Source organism: Actinomadura sp. WMMB 499, assembly GCF_008824145.1.
In the GTDB taxonomy this organism is placed as follows: domain Bacteria; phylum Actinomycetota; class Actinomycetes; order Streptosporangiales; family Streptosporangiaceae; genus Spirillospora.
Map to the genome: position 1 here is coordinate 3,052,386 of NZ_CP044407.1, position 19,808 is coordinate 3,072,193.

Consider the following 19,808-nt stretch of genomic DNA (forward strand, 5'->3'; position numbering starts at 1 on the left):
CCGCCTCTCCGCGCCCCGAACCGGCCGTCAGCCCGCGACGAGTCCGGCCGTCACCTCGTCCAGCCTCCGCGCACGGTCTGGATCGAAGTTCTCCCCCTTGAGTTCGATCCGCCTACCGCGCATGAAGGCCGTGACGGCGTCCGCCGGCGGCTCGTCGAGCAACCGCACGATCGGGACGATCGCCTTGCCCACCGGCTGCGCGAACACCCGTGCCAGCGCCTTCGTCGCCACCCGCTGGACTCGGGGCAGCGGGTCCGCCATCCCCGTCCGGACGAACCCCGGGTTGTAGAGCACGTACCGCGCGCGGGTGTCCGGATGCCGCTCCGGAAAGGCCACCCCGAGCAGATCGTTGCAGCGCGAGGCCTGCATCGCCGCGCGCATGCCCTTGTAGCCGCCTCGCAGCTGCAAGTCGTCCCAGAAGATCTTCCCCGGCAGCCCGCCCGGGCCGGCGATGTTCACGATGGCGGGCGCCTCGGCCCTCTCCAGTCGTTCCGCCAACCCGTGCCCGATCACGTACCGGCTGAGGTAGGCGAGCGCGAACGTGAACTCCAGGCCGTCCTCGGTCTCCTCGCGTCGGGTACGGAACCGCTGCGCCCCGAAGACCACACCGTCCACCGCGTCCGCCACCGCCTCGACCTCGGCCACGACCTTGCGCATCCCCGCGAACGTGCTGAGGTCGGCCCGTACGAAGGCCGCTCTCTCTTCCGCCCCCGCACGTGCGGCCTCCTCGAGCAGGGCGCGTCCACCGGCCTCTCCGCTCGCCACCGCCACCACCCGATCGCCGCGCCCCAGCAGATGCAACGCGAGCCCTCGGCCCAACCCGTCCGTCCCGCCCGTGATCACGTAAGTTCTCATTCACGCCCTCGACCTAAGTCATCACCCGGTGACCTGAATCGTAGAACTCGTCGGGGCGCGAAGTCAACGCACGATGACTTAAGGTGACTTCGTGACCGATACAGCAGCCCCGCAGCCGCGCCGCCGGGACCGCGGTGCCACCCGCGCCGCCCTCCTCGACGCCGCCCGGCTGCGTTTCTCCCGCCAGGGCTACGACGGGACCGGTATCCGCGAGATCGCCGGCGACGTGGGCGTCGACCCGGCCCTCATCTCCCGCTACTTCGGCTCGAAAGAGAAGCTGTACGCGGAGGCGGTCCGTGTGGACGTCCCGTCCGGACTGACCTCGAACCCGGACCGTCCGCTCGTCCACATCACCGACGAACTGCTCCGCGAGGTCGTCTTCGGGGACTGGGAGCAGTTCGACGGCGAGCATCCGCTGCTCGTGATGCTCCGCTCGTCCGGGCAACCCGCCGTGCGCGAGCAACTGCGCGACCAGATCTGCGGCGACTACCTCAGCGACTTCGCCGACCGCCTCCAGGGCGACGACGCCGCGCTCCGCGCCGAACTGATCGGCGCCCTTCTCTTGGGCATGGGCGTCATGCGATCGGTCGTGGATTCTCCCGCGCTGGGCAAGGCGTCGTATGAAGAAACCCGAATGCTCGTCGCCAGACTCGTGCACACTTTGACGCACAAATGAGAAAGGGCCCTGCCGCGTAAACGGCAGGGCCCTCCCCACAAAAAAGGCCCGGCGGCGTCCTACTCTCCCACACAGTCTCCCATGCAGTACCATCGGCGCTGAGAGGCTTAACTACCGGGTTCGGAATGGGACCGGGTGTTTCCCCCTCGCCATAACCACCGAACGACCAACCCCCAACACCCACAGGCGCGGGAAACTCATCGTCCAAGCAGACAGCTCAACAATATTCACTTAACAACACGGGTTCCCGTTTGCTTCAAGGGAACCACACAGGGACGCGAACAAACACACAGCGAGATGCTTTGAACGTTCAGTGTGTTCAAGCCACTCGGCCTATTAGTACCGGTCGACTCCACACGTTACCGCGCTTCCATCCCCGGCCTATCAACCCGATCGTCTCTCGGGGGCCTTACCCCACCCGAAGGTGGAAGGGAGAACTCATCTCGAGGAAGGCTTCCCGCTTAGATGCTTTCAGCGGTTATCCCAACCGAACGTAGCCAACCAGCCATGCCCCTGGCAGGACAACTGGCACACCAGAGGTCCGTCCGTCCCGGTCCTCTCGTACTAGGGACAGACCCTCACAATTCTCCTACGCGCGCAGCGGATAGGGACCGAACTGTCTCGCGACGTTCTAAACCCAGCTCGCGTGCCGCTTTAATGGGCGAACAGCCCAACCCTTGGGACCTACTCCAGCCCCAGGATGCGACGAGCCGACATCGAGGTGCCAAACCATCCCGTCGATATGGACTCTTGGGGAAGATCAGCCTGTTATCCCCGGGGTACCTTTTAGCCGTTGAGCGACACCACTTCCACACGTAGGTGCCGGATCACTAGGCCCTGCTTTCGCACCTGCTCGACACGTCCGTCTCACAGTCAAGCTCCCTTGTGCCCTTGCACTCGCCACCTGATTGCCAACCAGGCTGAGGGAACCTTTGGGCGCCTCCGTTACACTTTAGGAGGCAACCGCCCCAGTTAAACTACCCACCAGGCACTGTCCCCCACCCGGATCCACGGGTGCGGGTTAGACGCTCAAAACGACCAGAGTGGTATTTCACCAACGACTCCACCCGAACTGGCGTCCGAGCTTCACAGTCTCCCACCTATCCTACACAAGACGCTCCAAGCGCCAATGCCAAGCTATAGTGAAGGTCCCGGGGTCTTTCCGTCCTGCTGCGCGAAACGAGCATCTTTACTCGTACTGCAATTTCGCCGGGCCTGTGGTTGAGACAGCGGGGAAGTCGTTACGCCATTCGTGCAGGTCGGAACTTACCCGACAAGGAATTTCGCTACCTTAGGATGGTTATAGTTACCACCGCCGTTTACCGGCGCTTAGATTCTCAGCTTCGACCCCAAAAGGATCTAACCGGTCCTCTTAACGTTCCGGCACCGGGCAGGCGTCAGTCCGTATACCGCGTCTTACGACTTCGCACGGACCTGTGTTTTTAGTAAACAGTCGCTTCCCCCTGGCCTCTGCGACCACACCCAGCTCCCACCGCAAGGATGATCACCAGGCATGGCCCCCTTCTCCCAAAGTTACGGGGGCAATTTGCCGAGTTCCTTAACCACAGTTCACCCGATCGCCTTGGTATTCTCTACCTGACCACCTGAGTCGGTTTAGGGTACGGGCCGCCGATACACTCGCTAGAGGCTTTTCTCGGCAGCATGGGATCACTCACTTCACCTAAAACGGCTCGGCATCACATCTCACCCTCAATGCGCCACGGATTTGCCTATGGCGCGGGCTACATGCTTACCCCAGGACAACCATCGCCTGGGCTGAGCTACCCTCCTGCGTCACCCCATCACTCACCTACTACCCCTCGGGTCCCACGCTCCCCAACCATCGTCTCCCGAAGGAAACAGATGGCGGATCGGATGGTTAGCATCAGAGGATTCAGCGTTGGCGCATACCAGCGGGTACGGGAATATCAACCCGTTGTCCATCGACTACGCCTGTCGGCCTCGCCTTAGGTCCCGACTTACCCTGGGCGGATTAGCCTGCCCCAGGAACCCTTGGTCATCCGGCGCACACGTTTCTCACGCGTGATTCGCTACTCATGCCTGCATTCTCACTCCCACAGCCTCCACCACTCGATCACTCGGCGGCTTCACCGGCTGCAGGACGCTCCCCTACCCACCCCGAACAAAAGCTCGGAATGCCACGGCTTCGGCGGTGTGCTTGAGCCCCGCTACATTGTCGGCGCGGAATCACTTGACCAGTGAGCTATTACGCACTCTTTCAAGGATGGCTGCTTCTAAGCCAACCTCCTGGTTGTCACGGCAACTCCACATCCTTTACCACTTAGCACACGCTTAGGGGCCTTAGCCGATGATCTGGGCTGTTTCCCTCTCGACTACGAAGCTTATCCCCCGCAGTCTCACTGCCACGCTCTCACTTACCGGCATTCGGAGTTTGGCTGACGTCAGTAACCTTGTAGGGCCCATCAGCCATCCAGTAGCTCTACCTCCGGCAAGAAACACGCGACGCTGCACCTAAATGCATTTCGGGGAGAACCAGCTATCACGGAGTTTGATTGGCCTTTCACCCCTAACCACAGGTCATCCCCCAGGTTTTCAACCCTGGTGGGTTCGGGCCTCCACACCGTCTTACCGGCGCTTCACCCTGCCCATGGCTAGATCACCCCGCTTCGGGTCTACAGCATGCGACTCAAACGCCCTATTCAGACTCGCTTTCGCTACGGCTACCCGCCACCGGTTAACCTCGCCACACACCATAACTCGCAGGCTCATTCTTCAAAAGGCACGCCATCACCCACACAAACACAAGGCTCATGAAGAGGCTCTGACGGCTTGTAGGCACACGGTTTCAGGTACTATTTCACGACCCCTCACCGGGGCACTTTTCACCTTTCCCTCACGGTACTGGTCCGCTATCGGTCACCAGGAAGTATTCAGCCTTACCACGTGGTCGTGGCAGATTCACACAGGATTTCACGGGCCCCGTGCTACTCGGGAACACACCCAGAAGCCACTCAAGTTTCGTCTACCGGACTCTCACCGTCTACGGTCGGCCTTCCCATGCCATTCGACTACCCGAGCAGTTTGTAACTTCTCGCCGGACTGGTAGATCCAGCAGGATGGTCCCACAACCCCGCACACGCAACCCCTACCAAGTATCACACGCGCACGGTTTAGGCTGATCCGCTTTCGCTCACCACTACTCACGGAATCACTATTGTTTTCTCTTCCTGCGGGTACTGAGATGTTTCACTTCCCCGCGTTCCCACCAGCCGCCCTATACATTCAGACGGCGGCGACACCCCATGACGGGTGCCAGGTTTCCCCATTCGGAAATCCCCGGATCAAAGTCTGGTTGCCGACTCCCCGAGGCATATCGCAGGCTCCCACGTCCTTCATCGGCTCCTGATGCCAAGGCATCCACCGTATGCCCTTAAAAACTTGAACACACAAAACGATCAAAACAAATCGCAGATAAACAACAACATCACCGAAAGAAAACACGTTCCTTCCGAGACATCATCATCTACCAGAGATGCTCGCGTCCACTGTGCAGTTCTCAAAAAACAACCGGGCCCACCAAACCCCACACCCCCGTTAAGGAACATGGGATCTGATCCCGCAATCCAGAGGTGCCCAGGCTCGCGCCCGTTCCCTCAGGACCCAACAGCGTGTCCAGCTCCCCACCCGCCCGGCACCGCCGTTCCCACTCCCCGAAGGGCGGTACTAGCCGGCTCGCACGAACAGCGAACTGAATAACCAGTGCTCCACATCTATGAGCAGCCACCCGGCGAACACTCGCCGCCGACGATGGCCACCGACCCGAACACCCCCGCAAGCAGGGGTCGATCCGAGCCAGTTGTGTGCTCCTTAGAAAGGAGGTGATCCAGCCGCACCTTCCGGTACGGCTACCTTGTTACGACTTCGTCCCAATCGCCGGCCCCACCTTCGACCGCTCCCCCCAAAAAGGTTGGGCCACGGGCTTCGGGTGTTGCCGACTTTCGTGACGTGACGGGCGGTGTGTACAAGGCCCGGGAACGTATTCACCGCAGCGTTGCTGATCTGCGATTACTAGCGACTCCGACTTCACGAAGTCGAGTTGCAGACTTCGATCCGAACTGAGACCGGCTTTAAGGGATTCGCTCCACCTCACGGTATCGCAGCCCTCTGTACCGGCCATTGTAGCATGTTTGCAGCCCAAGACATAAGGGGCATGATGACTTGACGTCATCCCCACCTTCCTCCGAGTTGACCCCGGCGGTCTCCCATGAGTCCCCACCATAACGTGCTGGCAACATGGAACGAGGGTTGCGCTCGTTGCGGGACTTAACCCAACATCTCACGACACGAGCTGACGACAGCCATGCACCACCTGTCACCGGCCCAAAAAGGACCCACCATCTCTGATGGATTTCCGGCGATGTCAAGCCTTGGTAAGGTTCTTCGCGTTGCGTCGAATTAAGCAACATGCTCCGCCGCTTGTGCGGGCCCCCGTCAATTCCTTTGAGTTTTAGCCTTGCGGCCGTACTCCCCAGGCGGGGCGCTTAATGCGTTAGCTACGGCGCGGAATCCGTGGAAGAACCCCACACCTAGCGCCCAACGTTTACGGCGTGGACTACCAGGGTATCTAATCCTGTTCGCTCCCCACGCTTTCGCTCCTCAGCGTCAGTACAGGCCCAGAGAACCGCCTTCGCCACCGGTGTTCCTCCCGATATCTGCGCATTTCACCGCTACACCGGGAATTCCATTCTCCCCTACCTGCCTCTAGTCTGCCCGTATCCACCGCAGACCCACGGTTAAGCCGTGGGCTTTCACGACAGACGCGACAAACCGCCTACGAGCTCTTTACGCCCAATAATTCCGGACAACGCTTGCGCCCTACGTATTACCGCGGCTGCTGGCACGTAGTTAGCCGGCGCTTCTTCTGCAGGTACCGTCACGTTAGCTTCGTCCCTGCTGAAAGAGGTTTACAACCCGAAGGCCGTCATCCCTCACGCGGCGTCGCTGCGTCAGGCTTCCGCCCATTGCGCAATATTCCCCACTGCTGCCTCCCGTAGGAGTCTGGGCCGTGTCTCAGTCCCAGTGTGACCGGTCGCCCTCTCAGGCCGGTTACCCGTCGTCGCCTTGGTAGGCCGTTACCCCACCAACAAGCTGATAGGCCGCGAGCCCATCCCTGACCGATAAATCTTTCCACCACCGCTGCAGGAGCAGGATGGTCGCATCCGGTATTAGACCTGGTTTCCCGGGCTTATCCCAGAGTCAGGGGCAGGTTGCTCACGTGTTACTCACCCGTTCGCCGCTCGAGCACCCCCGAAGGGGCCTTTCCGCTCGACTTGCATGTGTTAAGCACGCCGCCAGCGTTCGTCCTGAGCCAGGATCAAACTCTCCATTAAGGTCCATCACGACCCACCCCGGGGGCGAACCCGAGACGAGCCAAACCTTGGAAACAATCCCAGCAATGCATCCGTACGGATGCTTGCCTCAAAGAAATCCCCAGCCCCTCGCACCTCCCCTAAGGAAGGCACCAGAAGCCACGGGGCGATCCGGCCTACCGGCCAGATCGATAAAGGCACTGGCTTTTAACACGCTGTTGAGTTCTCAAGAAACGGACACCCACCGCGCTCGACCGGACTTTCGTCGGTCTCGCCCCGGGGCGACTGTTCTTACTTTATCGGTTCCGGCCGGCTTGTCAATTTCCCGGCTTTTCCCGATGCGCCTTTCCGGTTCCGCTTGCGCGGCCCCTTCCCGGCGGCGTTGCTATTTCATCAGATCCCGTCGATTTGTCAAAATCGGCGTTTCCGACCCACGCTCGATCGGCGGACACGGTGAACCGTGTCTGCTCGGTCGTTGGTGGTTCCCCTCGGGCCGGCCGCCTCTCGGCGTCCCGCTCCCCTGTGGGGCGGAGAGAACATTATGCCCCTGGGGACGGGACGTCAAACCGGCGCACGCGGATTTTTCTCGCGACCATCCCGCCGGTGCCGGAAATGTCCCTGGGATACGCCTCTCACCTGCGGTGATGGCTGGGAACGAGTCAGCTGGGCTGGGCCAGATAGCCGCCGAGGAACACGATGCCCTCCGCGCCCACCCAGAGGAACGCCGCCGCCGTCAGCATCATTCCGAGCCTGTCCGGGTAGTGCCGGACGCGCCGCAGCACCAGAGCCGACACCATGATGACGACCGCAGGAATCACGACGGCGAGCGAGGAGAGGACGGCGTTCTCGAAGCCGGTCGCGCAGGTGGGGTCGTGGGCGGAGTCCACACCGCAGAACGCCTGCTCACCCCACCCGCCGAACGCGGTGAAGGCCCAGAGCGAGGCCAGGGCGGCGTTGGCCACCGCGGGGATCGCGGGCGAGATCCACCACTCGCCGGTACGTCTCGGAGCGACTTGCACGCCGCGTTACCTACCCCGCCACGCCCCCTCCCAAAGGGGGTGCCGGGCATCCGGTGCACCGAAGTACGCGCGGAGCGCGGGGCGCCAGGGGTTGGCCGGCACGCCGGGGTAGAGCACCGCCACGGCCACGCAGTACTTGCTGATCTTTGCCGGACGGACGCCCTGGTCGCGCAGCACCCGATCCACCGGTGCGTCGCCGCCCGCGGACTTCGATTCGATCAGGACCGTGCCGGGATCGGCGGCGACCGTGGTGCCGCTGCCGTCGGTGCACGTGAGCGTCGTGTCGAACGTCACGCGTCCCGGCCCGGACAGCTGGACGAGCGTCGACCGCAGGTAGTCGGTCGTCGCACTGGTGACGACGATCTCGGGCGGGTTCGTCCGGTACGCGGAGAGCAGGACGTCCTGCAAGAACGCGCGCGCGGGCGCGTCGAGCGTCCGGCGGCGGGCGGCGTCGTAGTGCATGCGGCGCTTGTCGGTGGAGTTGCGGGCGCCCGACAGCTTGACCTCGAACATGCACTCGCCGCTGTCCATGTAGGTGCGGGTCCTCATCTTGTACCGCTGCCGCCTGCCCTGGCGGTGCTGGCGGAAAGTGAGGAGGTCCGGGCTGTCGAAGTAGGTGGACGAGTAGCGGAAGTCGCGGCGGCCGTCGATCTCCAGGACGGCGTACTCCCCAGCGAGGCGCGGGAGCATGGCGGCGCACTGGTCGGCGGGCACCAGGTACTTGCGGTCGACGCGGGTCTGGAGTTCGGCCCGGTCCAGGACCTGCGCGAGGGACATGGGCGGGAGGGCCCCGGTGAGACGCGCCACCGCGGTGCTTCCGTCGAGGACGGTCGTCTCGGCGAGAACGCTCATCGGGCCTCGCTCCGGAGCGGCGTCGCGGTGGCGGGGCGCGTCGGGTACGGGGTGCGCGGCTCGGCGTCGCGGGGGCGCTTCGGCGGGGCGGGGCGGCGGTACCGGACGTCGACGATCGAGACGTCGCGCACGTAGTCGACCTCGGTGACCGTGCACGACAGGACGGTGCCGCCGAGGCGCTGTTCGAGGTCGGCGTGCAGGGCGGCGGGGTCGGCGTGGACGACGTCGAGCGTCACCACCTGGCGCCGGGTGCGGGGCGCGAAGCGCGGGTGGTCGGCGACGTACATCATCGTGAGGAGCACGGCGTCGAGCAGGACGGCGAGCCAGGGGATCACCGCGGCGATGCCGTTGACCAGGCCGAGCGCGAGCGCGACGAAGTAGTAGCCGACCTCCTCCTGGGTGATGGCGTCGGACCGCAGCCGGATGATCGACAGGACGGCGAAGAGCCCGAAGCCGACGGCGACGTCGGCCCGTTCGGCCAGCAGCAGCGAAACCACCGTGAAGACTCCGACGTTGACCGCTATGTAGGCGAGCCGCAGATCCCTGCGGTGGTGCCGGCGGAAGTAGATGACGTGCGCCAGCACCGTGATCGCGGTCAGGTTCGCGGCGAGGCCGTACAGGACGTGTTCAGCCACAGGTTCCTCCTGGTTGCGGTCTGGTTCATCGATTACGTTCACGGACCGTGATGGGACCCGGGTGAGAGCTTCATGAAAGAGCGTTCATCGAGTGCGCGGCCTGCGATGCCGTGCCTTGGCCGGATGAAAGCCTTCTCATGTGGCCTTAACGGTGGGTTCCGCCGCGCAGTGTGAGGTTGTTGCCATGTCGGTTTCAGTGCGCAGGTGGTGCGTCGGGGTCGCGGTGGCGGCGGTGCTGCTCGTCGCCGCCGGGGTGGCGTTCGTCCAGACGCGGGAGAGCACGCCGCCGTCGCTCGGCGGGACGATCGAGGTCAGCCGGTCGCCCGGCGGGTCCGGCGGGAGCGGGGCGCCGGGTGCTCCGGGCTCGTCCGGTTCGCCGGGCGGGACGCCGTCCGGCGGGACGGATTCGGGTGCGTCGCCCGCGCCGACCGGGCCGCGGACCGCGGGGCCTGGCGGACGGGCGGTGTCGCCGCCGCCGGTCGGGAACGGCGACGACGACGATGACGGGGGCCAGGGGGACGACGGGCGCTACGGGGACGACGACGGCGATGACGGCTGAGGTCCGGGTGACGGCGCGCGCGCGCATCGTCGGGTGGATGCTGCTGCTGGTCGGGCTGGCGCTGGCCGGGTCGGTCGCGGTGACGTGGTCGGTGCTGTCCGGACGGCTGAACGACCGGGTCGACAACGAGCTCACCCACGAGGCGAACAAGCTGCGCGGCTACGTGCAGAACGGCGTCGACCCGAACACGGGTCGCCGGCCGGCGAACCTGTCGGAGCTGCTCACCGGCTACCTCATCCACAACCTGCCGGACAGTTACGAGACGTTCTTCTCCGTGGTGGACGGCCGCGCGGAGAGCCGCAGCGCGCAGCAGCCGCTGGCCCGGCTCGACAACGACCGGGCGTTCGTCGCGGAGGCCGCGCGGGCGAAGGAGCCGACGTACGGGTGGGCGGAGACGGCCGCGGGCGACGTCCGGTACGCGGTGCTTCCGGTGCGGATGCCCGGGGACGCGCGGCAGGCGGCGCTCGTCGTCGTCGAGTTCCGGGACGCGCAGCGCGAGGAGGTCGGCGCGACGACGCGGGTGCTCGGGTTCACCGCGTTCGGGGCGCTCGCGGTCGCGGGCGTGGTCGGCTGGCTCATCGCGGGGCGGGTGCTCGCGCCCATCCGGCTGGTGCGGCAGACCGCCGAGCAGATCGGCGAGTCGGACCTGACGCGGCGGCTGCTCGTGCGGGGCAACGACGACGTGGCGGCGCTGGCGTCGACGTTCAACCGGATGCTGGACCGGCTGGAGTCGGCGTTCGCGGGGCAGCGCCGGTTCCTGGACGACGCGGGCCACGAGCTGCGCACGCCCATCACCGTCATCCGCGGGCATCTGGAGCTGATGGGCGACGACCCGCAGGAGCGCGCGGAGACCCGGGAGCTGCTGATGGAGGAGCTCGACCGGATGAACCGGATGGTGGGCGACCTCATCGTGCTCGCGAAGGCGGACCGTCCGGACTTCCTGGACGTCGGCGAGATCGACCTGGCGGACCTGACGGTGGACGTCGTCGCGAAGTCGCGGGGGCTCGGCGACCGGCGGTGGCGGGTCGGCGCGGTCGCGGAGGTGCGGGTGCTCGGCGACGCGCAGCGGCTGACGCAGGCGCTGATGCAGCTGGCGTCCAACGCGGTGCGGCACACCGGCGACGGCGACACGATCGAGGTCGGGTCGGCGGTGCGGGACGGGGCGGTGCTGCTCTGGGTGCGCGACACCGGGCCCGGCGTGCCGCCCGAGGACCACGAGCGGATCTTCGAGCGGTTCGTCCGGGCGGGGTCGGGGCCGCGGCCGGTGGAGGGGTCGGGGCTCGGGCTCGCGATCGTCGCGTCCATCGCGAAGGCGCACGGCGGGACGGCGAGCGTGCACAGCCCGCTCGAAGGTGGTGCCCAGTTCGTCCTGGACATCCCGTTGCGTCCGGTGATCGACGCGGGCGCGACCACGGTCGTCCTGCCGGCTCCGGAGGTGACGCGGTGAACCGGATCCTGATCGCCGAGGACGAGCGGCGGATCACGTCGTTCCTGGAGAAGGGGCTGCGCTCGAACGGGTTCACGACGTCGGTCGTGGCCGACGGGCTGTCCGCGTACGAACACGCCCGGACGGGCGACTTCGACCTGATGATCCTGGATCTGGGCCTGCCGGTGCAGGACGGCTTCACGGTGCTGCGGCGGCTGCGCGGCGAGCGGGTCACCATGCCGGTGATCATCCTGACGGCGCGGGACACGGTCGCGGACACCGTCGCGGGTCTGGAGGGCGGCGCGGACGACTACATCGCCAAGCCGTTCGCGTTCGAGGAACTGCTCGCGCGGGTCCGGCTGCGGCTGCGCACGGAGCGGATCCCGGAGGCGACCGTCCTGCGGGCGGGCGACCTCGACCTGGACCTGCGGACGCGCCGCGCCCGCATCGGCGGCCGGACCGTCGAGCTGACCGCGCGCGAGTTCGCCCTGGCCGAGGTGTTCTGCCGGCACCCCGATCAGGTGCTCACCCGCGAGCAGCTGCTCAGCCAGGTGTGGGGGTTCGACTTCGACCCCGGGTCGAACATCGTCGACGTCTACATCCGGTACCTGCGGCGCAAGCTGGGCACGGCCCGCATCGAGACGGTCCGCGGCGTCGGCTACCGGCTGCGCCCGTGAACCGGAGGCCGGGCGGCGGTCAGGTGATGTCCTTGGACTCGTGCAGGTTCATGTCCATGACGATCGCCGTCAGGGCGGCCAGCGTCCGCAGCGGCTCCGGCACCGGGTCGAAGATCTCGACCTCGTACTTGTCGGCCGTGGTCAGCAGGTGGGTGACGACCCCCGCCCACTTCTTGCGGGCGTGCGCGACCTTCGTCCCGTTCGCGTCGCGGACCGCGAAGTTGTTGCGCGGGATGTCGACGTCGACGTCGCCGAGCACCGTCCCGTCCGGGTCGTGGAGGGCGTAGCGGCGGCCGACCCGCTCGGTGACGAACGCCCCGACGACGTCCCCGTCCGGGCGCCGCACCTCCGTCAGCGCGCGCCCCTTCTGCTTGTCGACGACGAGCAGCGGTTCGCCTTCGGGCGTGCTCAGCAGCACGGCTCGGGCGTCCAGGTCCGACTTGCCGGGGAAGGCGGTGCGGAGCGCGTCGCCGCGCCGCCGCTCGGTCTCGTCGGCGACGGCGACGGTCGTCCCGTCCCCGTCCATCACCCGGTACTTCGACTTCGCGAACGGGCCCCGGCGCGGCTGTTCGACCTTGAGCACCGGGGAGCTGAACGCTTCGCTCACGTGTTCTCCCGACCTTCCCGGCCCGCGACCGTGGGCCGCCTGCGTGGACGTCCGGCGCGGGGGCGCGCCGTCCAAGCGGCGATCCTGCCCGGTTCGGCCGCGAAGGGAAAGCACCTCGCGCGGATCCGGACCGGCGGTGCCGGGCCGCGGGCGGCGCGACCTGCGGCCGCGCCCGTCCGGGGCCCGGGGAGGCGACGAACATGTGGCGCCGGGTTCAGGCCGTCCGGTCGGTCAGGCCGGTGAGGTCGGCCAGCAGTTCGGAGGCCGTGACGGCGTCGAGGTCCGCGCCCGGAGGACGGGCGAACCGGACGGCGTGGAGCTTGTGGTCGCCGTACGGGTCGGAACCGGTGACCGCGATGCCGAGCGCGAATTCGACCGCGAGGCCGGGCCGCCGGTCCGGGAAGCGGCGGACGATCGAGTGGAACACCCCGCCGTCCTCGACCGGGCCGCGCTCCCAACCCCGCCGCAGGAGCCCGAGGAGCGCACCCGTCCGGACGGGGAGGCCCTCGAAGCGCGCCAGCCGTCCGGTGTCGCGCTCGTCCGCGGTGAGCGCGCCCAGCGGGCGTCCGAGCTGGGCGAACGGCTGGACGATCTCGTAGTCGGCGAACAGCTCGGTCCACGCGGGGAGCGCGTCGCCGAGCCGCACCGGATGCGGGATCCCGATCCGGGCCGTTCCGGGCAGCCGCACCGCCGCGTCGTGGACGTCGGCGGCCGTGCGGTCCTCGGCGAGCCGGAACGGGACTCCGTCGGCCGTCCAGACGAGCCGGCGGGCGATGTGCCACAGCAGCGGGTGCTCGACGAAGTACCGGCGGAACTCGGCGGCGGCCAGCTCGCGCCCGGTCACCATCGTGCGTTCGAGCCGCCGGATCTGGTCGCCGGCGACGTCGCGCACCTCCTTCTTGAGCGCGGCGAAGCGGTGGTGCGCGGCGGGCGCGAGCTCGGGGTCGTCCGCGGCGCCGGGCTTCGGCAGAGCCTTGCGGTGCCTGCCCGCGCCGTCGACCACGAACGGCCTGAGCCCCTCGTCGAACCCGACCGTGAACCGGCGGGGGCCGTAGTCGAGGACGAGCGTCCCGGCCGCGTCCAGTCCGAGGTCGGGGACGAGCCGGTCGGCGAGCTCGTCCGGCGTCAGGTCGCGCGCCTTCGCGAGGAGGGTCAGGCAGTCCTCGGCCGTCCGGCGGCGGCCGGGCGCCGACGCGCGCCGGGCGACGCGGTCGAGCTGGACCAGCGCCACGTCGGTGCCGATCACCCGCAGGACCTGGACGGCGTGCTTGTCGGTGCCCGATTTCGGCCACTTGAGCAGCAGCAGCGTCCCGAGCCGCCGGACGGCGTCGTCGTCGGCCGTCCGGCAGAGCTGGTCGAGCACCCAGCCGCTGCGGGACGGCATGCCCCCGGCGATCCAGCACTCGAAGATCGCCCGTCCGAAGGCGGCCACCGACGCGCGGTCGCACTGCTCGAGGACGTCGTCCAGCTCCGGGTACATCGTCACGCCGCCGTTCCAGCGGAGGCCCGGGGAGAGGACGAACGCGCCGATGAGGTTCTCGATCGCGTCCGGCGGCAGGACGCGGCCGTCCCGGAGCCGCATGTCCGGCAGGTCGTCCCGGTTCAGCCACGGCGTCTTCGCCGGTTTGACGGGCTTGGCCCGCGGCGCCGCCGCGGCCGCGCCGCCGAGGGCATGCTCGATCGCCTCCGCCGCGGGGTCGCCGTACCGGCGGGCGGCCTCGACGACCGCCGGCACCCCCTCGGTGGACGCGATGAGGGACAGCGCCGTCCTGGCCTTGTCGCGCGGTACCCGCCTCTTGCCCAGCGCGTCCGGCACGAGGAACGGCACCGCGTCGGTCCCGTGCCCGGTGAGCCACTCACGCGCGATCTTGCGCGCCGACTTCAGCCGGACGAACCAGTCGGCCATCAACCGGGCCACGTCGACGTCGAGGAGGGGCATCAGCGCCGCGCCGTTCCGGTAGGCGTCGGCCGTTGCGGCCGGGAGCACGACATGGCGGGCGTCGAGTTCGAAGCGCGCCAGCAGCGCCATGAGATCGTTCCGGGTGGGAACGGTACGGGGATTCCAGTCCGCCAGCAGGGGCCGCACGAGTTCCTCCGGCCCGGCCTGGAACAGGTACGCCTGGTTCGGCAGGTACGTGACCTTGCCGTCCCGGTACGCCTGGACCAGCCCGGCCCACCCCTCCGTCTCCAGGATCATCTTCTCGGTCCTGGAGACGTACATCCGCCGGTCGCACAGCTCCAGCCATTCTTCCCGCTCGCCCTCGGCCCAGACGATGCGCCGATCCTCGGGCGGTTCGAGCCCGGGGACGAGGACCGCCTCCTCCGCCGCGGCCTTGCTCGCCTCCCGGTACGCGCGGGCGTCCCGTTCCCACAGCGGGTCGACCAGCAGCAGGGGCAGTGCGTCGCTCATCCCGAACCTTTCCATCCGGCGGATTCGGGGATCGGACGCACGCATCCGATCGACGGTTCAACGCAGCGAGCAACCTTTTCGGAGCCGCCCTTCCGGAGGCGGGCTCTACTGCGGGCCTTTCAGACGCATCGGCCTTCGAGGGGATATCGCCGGGGACCGAGCGCAAAGGGGCGGTTCCTTTCGGAACCGCCCCTTCAAGTGCCCGTTCGTGCCAGGGACTCGCTCAGAAGTCCATGCCGCCGGCGTCGGGCATGCCGCCCGCCGGGGCCGCGTTCTTCTCGGGCTTCTCGGCGATGACGGCCTCGGTGGTCAGGAACAGCGCGGCGATCGACGAGGCGTTCTGCAGCGCGGACCGGGTCACCTTGGCCGGGTCGAGGATCCCGGAGTCGAACATGTTGACGTAGTCGCCGGTGGCGGCGTTCAGGCCCTCACCCGGAGTCAGGTTGCGGACCTTCTCCACCACGACGCCGCCCTCGAGGCCGGCGTTCACGGCGATCTGCTTCAGCGGCTCCTCCAGAGCGCGCTTGACGATGTTGGCACCGGTGGCCTCGTCGCCCTGCAGCTCGAGCTTGTCGAACGCCTTGGTGCCGGCCTGCAGCAGCGCCACGCCACCACCGGGGACGATGCCCTCCTCGACCGCGGCCTTGGCGTTGCGGACGGCGTCCTCGATGCGGTGCTTGCGCTCCTTGAGCTCCACCTCGGTCGCGGCGCCGGCCTTGATGACCGCGACACCGCCCGCGAGCTTGGCCAGGCGCTCCTGGAGCTTCTCGCGGTCGTAGTCGGAGTCGGTGTTGTCGATCTCGTTGCGGATCTGGTTGACCCGGCCCGCGATCTCGTTGGCGTCACCGGCGCCGTCGACGATGGTGGTCTCGTCCTTGGCGACGACGACCTTGCGCGCGCGGCCCAGCATGTCGAGCGTGGTGTTCTCGAGCTTGAGACCCACGTCCTCGCTGACGACCTGGCCGCCCGTCAGGGTGGCGATGTCGCCCAGCATGGCCTTGCGGCGGTCACCGAAGCCCGGGGCCTTGACGGCCACGGACTTGAAGATGCCGCGGATCTTGTTGACGATCAGCGTCGCCAGCGCCTCGGCCTCGACGTCCTCGGCGATGATCAGCAGCGGCTTGCCGGACTGCATGACGCCCTCGAGCACGGGCAGCAGGTCCTTGTTGGCCGACACCTTCCCCTGGACGATCAGGAGGTACGGGTCCTCGAGGACCGCCTCCATGCGCTCGGGGTCGGTCACGAAGTAGTGCGAGATGTAGCCCTTGTCGAAGCGCATCCCCTCGGTCAGCTCGAGCTCCAGACCGAAGGTCTGGCTCTCCTCGACCGTGATGACGCCTTCCTTGCCGACCTTGTCCATCGCCTCGGCGATCATCTCGCCGATCTGCGGGTCGCCGGCGGAGATGGAGGCGGTGGAGGCGATCTGCTCCTTGGTCTCCACGTCCTTGGCCAGCTTGGACAGCTCCTCGCTGACCCGCTCGACCGCGGCCTCGATGCCCCGCTTCAGCGACATCGGGTTGGCACCCGCGGCGACGTTGCGCAGACCCTCGCGCACCAGCGCCTGGGCCAGCACCGTCGCCGTCGTGGTGCCGTCACCGGCGACGTCGTCGGTCTTCTTCGCTACTTCCTTGACGAGCTCGGCGCCGATCTTCTCCCAAGCGTCCTCGAGCTCGATCTCCTTGGCGATCGACACACCGTCGTTGGTGATCGTGGGGGCGCCCCACTTCTTCTCCAGCACGACGTTGCGGCCCTTGGGCCCGAGCGTCACCTTCACGGCGTCGGCGAGCTGGTTCATGCCCCGCTCGAGACCGCGACGGGCGTCCTCGTCGAACGCGATCATCTTTGCAGCCATAGGCTCCAAGTCCTCCCGGAACAAGGTGGCTTAGACGGATCGAGCCGACGCCCGCGACGGACGGCCCCGGCCGACGACTGCCATTCCGCCGCCGTTCCGAGACCTCATCGCCCCGACCCAGACTGTGAAGTTGTCACTCTCCACAGTGGAGTGCCAACCGTTTTTTAGCACTCTACCCTGTCGAGTGCAAGCAACGCGCATGCTCGCCGGGGGAAGGTTCGTCTACCTCGGCAGAGCCACCCTGACCAGGCCGGGAGCCCGTCTCGGGGCCGTCCGACATGCGCCGATGTGATCCACTATGCACGGCCGTACGTCGGTAGTCGCGGAACAATCGCGGAACACGAGCGCGAGGGTGGTCGGCACGAGGTCGATCCGTTCCGCGCGTTCCGTGAGAGGGGTCAGACGGTGCCCCCAGCGCTGCATCGATGCGCCGGTTCATGATCTCGTCGTCACCGTCGAATGCGCCTACGCCGAACAGGCACTCGGCCAGTTGGCCGTCACCTGGTACGCCACCGGCATGGACCGCGTTCACGAAGTGCGTCGCGCGCTACAGCCCTGGTCGGACACCCCAGCCGTCCGCCGCCTGGACGACCGGCTCTACGGATGGCAGGCCACCCTCAACGCCCCCCAGCGTTGAACTCGGCGACACGGCCCGGAAGGTCGGCCAGCGAATCGATCCGCATCGTCGGAACGCGGTCGGCCTCCGGGTCGTCCTGCTGGACGATCCCCCACGGCCCACGCCGGATCAACGCCGTCCGAAGCCCCATCTCGGCCGCAGGCTTGATGTCGTTGTCCAGCCGGTCACCCACGTAAAGGATCTCCTCGGCCGCCCACGGGGACGCCTCCACCACGGCGCGAAAGAACCCCGGATCAGGCTTGGACACGCCCCAGTCGTCCGACGTCGCGATCATGTCACTGGGCAGATCCAGTGACCGCAGGATGCCGCCGGCCCGCACGGTCTGATTCCCCGCGATCCCGACCCACAGCCCGTCATCCCGCAGCTTCGCCAGCGCGGTACGCGCGTCCGGGTACAGATCCTCTTCCCCGAACGTCTCGGGCTGCCCCCCTCGGCCCGCTCGTTCCGCTGCTGCGTCAGATCGAACCCCGGCGCGAACACCTGGAACGTCTCCCGGTAGTCCAGCCCCCGCGCGACCACCGCGCCGAACATCGCCGAGAGCGTATGCCGAGGCACCCCCAGCCAGTCGGCCCAGGTCCCGTACTCCCGAGTCTCGTTGACCAGACACTCGCCGACATCGAACACCACAGCGCGAATCACGCCGCCCACCCTACGAACGACCCGCACTCGCGTAACCCCGCACCCCGACCGTGATCGTTTGCCGAATTCAGCCAATTGAGATCAAGGCGGCGCCGCTCCGCGCCGCCGCAGGCCCGGCGGCTACGCCGCGCCGCGATTGCAACGTGACTTCCCAGTTCGTTCGCCACGGCGGACCGCAGGACGTGCTACAGGGGTGCCGCCGACTCTCAATCTCCGAAAAACCAGAGCTGACGATGCGCTCCGTTCGCCGTGAGCTCACACAGACGCTTAAGGTCGTCTCGTACGTCGGGCACCAGTGGGCTACCGGTGGGCAGCCGGTCCAACTCCTTGGCCAGGGAGCGCACCTGCGAGCTGTTGAACATTGTGTCGGCGTACGGCAAGAGGTGCTCGAGCATCGGAATCGAGTCACGATCCAGGTTCCATATCCATGAAATGTCAATGCCGCTTCTGCCCCGCGCAATGATCTTGCCGTACTCCAGAACCCGGTAGTCGATCACAGCTTTGATGGTGCCCGACGGCACCCCTGACTGACCAGGAGGCAACCAGACGCTACGCCGCCCGGGGCGTGCGGGTGGGCGCCAGTCCCCGGGCGGCGGACCGCCGGGCCACCGAAGTCGAAGCGTCAGCCCTTTCGGCAGGCGCCAAACGGTAAGTACTCTGTGCCCACATCGGAGACCGGTCTGAGAACCCATGCGGGTCCGCGGCTCAGGGAGGGTGGGTACGGAACCGTTCCCGGATACGTCCCGGAACTGGCAGAATCCCATGACCCCACCCTCCTTCCGGTCTCCTTGCCTCCTATCCCGTGCCAGCGGGAGCGCCACCAGCCGTCTCCGCAACAGGGGATCGAGCGTGCGCTTACCAGGGGGTCTCGCGACCCCCATGGACCCCCGCGCGCCGAAGCACTCATTCGCGCGATGCAGCCCGTGCCAGGCTGGGGCCACCCGCGCAAATAAGCACTTCGGAACGTCGTGCGTCTGTGCCGGAGGCTGGTCAACCGCGCGAGCTGTGGTGGGAAGCAGATTGGTCGTCGACTCGTGGCGCCGTCAACACCACATCGACCTCAGTAGCCCACTGGTCATGATTACGCACGACCGTCACGTGGACGCCTCCAGGATCGACCGGCACGACAACGCCGAGCTCTTCCTCCTGCGACAAGTCCCCGACGACGAGGGCACCGCTCGCCACCTCCAGGACTCCCGCGAACACCGGAGGCGACGGGATGGATGAGGCGTCGCTTCGGACGCGCACCTCCACCACATCGTCAACGAAAACAGCCATGCCGACGATGACGAAGGTACGGCCGACCACGAAGCCGGTGGCACACTCTTCGGCATCGAAGTACTCATGAGCCTCCGAGTCGGTTACGTGCAGTAGGCCAGCTTTCGAGCCGCCCCGGAAGCTGGCGATGACTCCAGAATCGTCATCCGCGCTCGCCATCGGCGAAGCGTAGCGCGGAGCAATCGCGGAACGGACGGCGCCGGATATATGGGCTCCGGGGCCGTTCGTTTGCTGGTTGCGGGTTTCTAGTCGTCTTCTTGTTCACTCCACCCTGTCGAGTGCAAGCAACGCGCATGCTCGCCGGGGGAAGGTTCGTCTACCTCGGCAGAGCCACC

The 19,808-nt window shown here is 67.0% G+C and carries 14 protein-coding genes and 3 rRNA genes; 4 read left to right on the forward strand and 13 right to left on the reverse strand.

What is annotated here, in order from left to right:
- Window positions 1-27 precede the first annotated feature (27 nt).
- Window positions 28-855 (reverse strand): SDR family NAD(P)-dependent oxidoreductase, encoded by an 828-nt coding sequence (locus F7P10_RS13175; protein ID WP_151009605.1) that lies wholly within the window; start codon window positions 853-855, stop codon window positions 28-30.
- Window positions 856-946: 91 nt separating this feature from the next.
- Between F7P10_RS13175 and F7P10_RS13180 the strand changes: the two genes are divergently transcribed.
- Window positions 947-1,531: a TetR/AcrR family transcriptional regulator gene (locus F7P10_RS13180; protein WP_151009606.1), complete on the forward strand. Its 585-nt coding sequence runs from the start codon at window positions 947-949 to the stop codon at window positions 1,529-1,531.
- 46 nt (window positions 1,532-1,577) lie between these two features.
- Here the strand turns inward: F7P10_RS13180 and rrf are convergent.
- The 6 genes from rrf to F7P10_RS13210 all read right to left on the reverse strand — a co-directional run bounded on the left by rrf (window position 1,578) and on the right by F7P10_RS13210 (window position 9,388).
- Window positions 1,578-1,694 (reverse strand): 5S ribosomal RNA (rrf, locus tag F7P10_RS13185).
- A gap of 152 nt (window positions 1,695-1,846) precedes the next feature.
- A 23S ribosomal RNA gene (locus F7P10_RS13190) occupies window positions 1,847-4,957 on the reverse strand.
- A 427-nt stretch (window positions 4,958-5,384) separates the two neighbouring features.
- Window positions 5,385-6,903: ribosomal RNA gene (locus tag F7P10_RS13195) — 16S ribosomal RNA — on the reverse strand.
- Together the 16S, 23S and 5S rRNA genes form the textbook arrangement of a ribosomal RNA operon.
- A gap of 638 nt (window positions 6,904-7,541) precedes the next feature.
- Window positions 7,542-7,901 (reverse strand): hypothetical protein, encoded by a 360-nt coding sequence (locus F7P10_RS13200; protein ID WP_151009607.1) that lies wholly within the window; start codon window positions 7,899-7,901, stop codon window positions 7,542-7,544.
- Between the two features lie 6 nt (window positions 7,902-7,907).
- On the reverse strand, window positions 7,908-8,753 hold the full coding sequence (locus F7P10_RS13205; RefSeq protein ID WP_151009608.1) for a polyphosphate polymerase domain-containing protein: 846 nt from the start codon (window positions 8,751-8,753) through the stop codon (window positions 7,908-7,910).
- Window positions 8,750-9,388 carry a DUF4956 domain-containing protein gene (locus tag F7P10_RS13210; protein ID WP_151009609.1) on the reverse strand — a complete coding sequence of 213 codons (639 nt, stop codon included), beginning with the start codon at window positions 9,386-9,388 and terminating at the stop codon, window positions 8,750-8,752. Before F7P10_RS13210 ends, F7P10_RS13205 begins: the two co-directional genes overlap by 4 nt.
- A gap of 184 nt (window positions 9,389-9,572) precedes the next feature.
- Between F7P10_RS13210 and F7P10_RS13215 the strand changes: the two genes are divergently transcribed.
- From F7P10_RS13215 to F7P10_RS13225, 3 genes are read left to right on the forward strand one after another with little or no spacing between them, the layout of a single operon-like run.
- Window positions 9,573-9,947, forward strand: coding sequence for a hypothetical protein (locus F7P10_RS13215; RefSeq protein ID WP_151009610.1), 375 nt, complete (start codon window positions 9,573-9,575; stop codon window positions 9,945-9,947).
- A complete protein-coding gene (locus tag F7P10_RS13220; RefSeq protein WP_151009611.1) occupies window positions 9,937-11,394 on the forward strand; it encodes a HAMP domain-containing sensor histidine kinase in 1,458 nt (485 codons plus the stop codon). The genes F7P10_RS13215 and F7P10_RS13220 overlap by 11 nt, the downstream gene beginning before the upstream one ends.
- Window positions 11,391-12,050, forward strand: coding sequence for a response regulator transcription factor (locus F7P10_RS13225; RefSeq protein ID WP_075900728.1), 660 nt, complete (start codon window positions 11,391-11,393; stop codon window positions 12,048-12,050). The genes F7P10_RS13220 and F7P10_RS13225 overlap by 4 nt, the downstream gene beginning before the upstream one ends.
- 19 nt (window positions 12,051-12,069) lie before the next feature.
- Here the strand turns inward: F7P10_RS13225 and F7P10_RS13230 are convergent, their stop codons facing one another.
- The 6 genes from F7P10_RS13230 to F7P10_RS13255 all read right to left on the reverse strand — a co-directional run bounded on the left by F7P10_RS13230 (window position 12,070) and on the right by F7P10_RS13255 (window position 19,632).
- Window positions 12,070-12,657, reverse strand: a complete 588-nt coding sequence (locus F7P10_RS13230) for a phospholipid scramblase-related protein (RefSeq protein ID WP_151009612.1) — start codon at window positions 12,655-12,657, stop codon at window positions 12,070-12,072.
- Between the two features lie 214 nt (window positions 12,658-12,871).
- Entirely contained in the window at window positions 12,872-15,067 is a 2,196-nt protein-coding gene (locus F7P10_RS13235) for a DUF4132 domain-containing protein (RefSeq protein WP_151009613.1), read from the reverse strand.
- 223 nt (window positions 15,068-15,290) lie between these two features.
- Window positions 15,291-16,919 carry a chaperonin GroEL gene (gene groL / locus F7P10_RS13240; RefSeq protein ID WP_151009614.1) on the reverse strand — a complete coding sequence of 543 codons (1,629 nt, stop codon included), beginning with the start codon at window positions 16,917-16,919 and terminating at the stop codon, window positions 15,291-15,293.
- A gap of 617 nt (window positions 16,920-17,536) precedes the next feature.
- Entirely contained in the window at window positions 17,537-18,163 is a 627-nt protein-coding gene (locus tag F7P10_RS13245; protein ID WP_254716581.1) for an HAD family hydrolase, read from the reverse strand.
- Window positions 18,164-18,401: 238 nt separating this feature from the next.
- Window positions 18,402-18,692: a hypothetical protein gene (locus tag F7P10_RS43270; RefSeq protein WP_218040483.1), complete on the reverse strand. Its 291-nt coding sequence runs from the start codon at window positions 18,690-18,692 to the stop codon at window positions 18,402-18,404.
- A gap of 493 nt (window positions 18,693-19,185) precedes the next feature.
- Window positions 19,186-19,632: a hypothetical protein gene (locus F7P10_RS13255; RefSeq protein ID WP_151009615.1), complete on the reverse strand. Its 447-nt coding sequence runs from the start codon at window positions 19,630-19,632 to the stop codon at window positions 19,186-19,188.
- Between the last annotated feature and the right edge of the window lie 176 nt (window positions 19,633-19,808).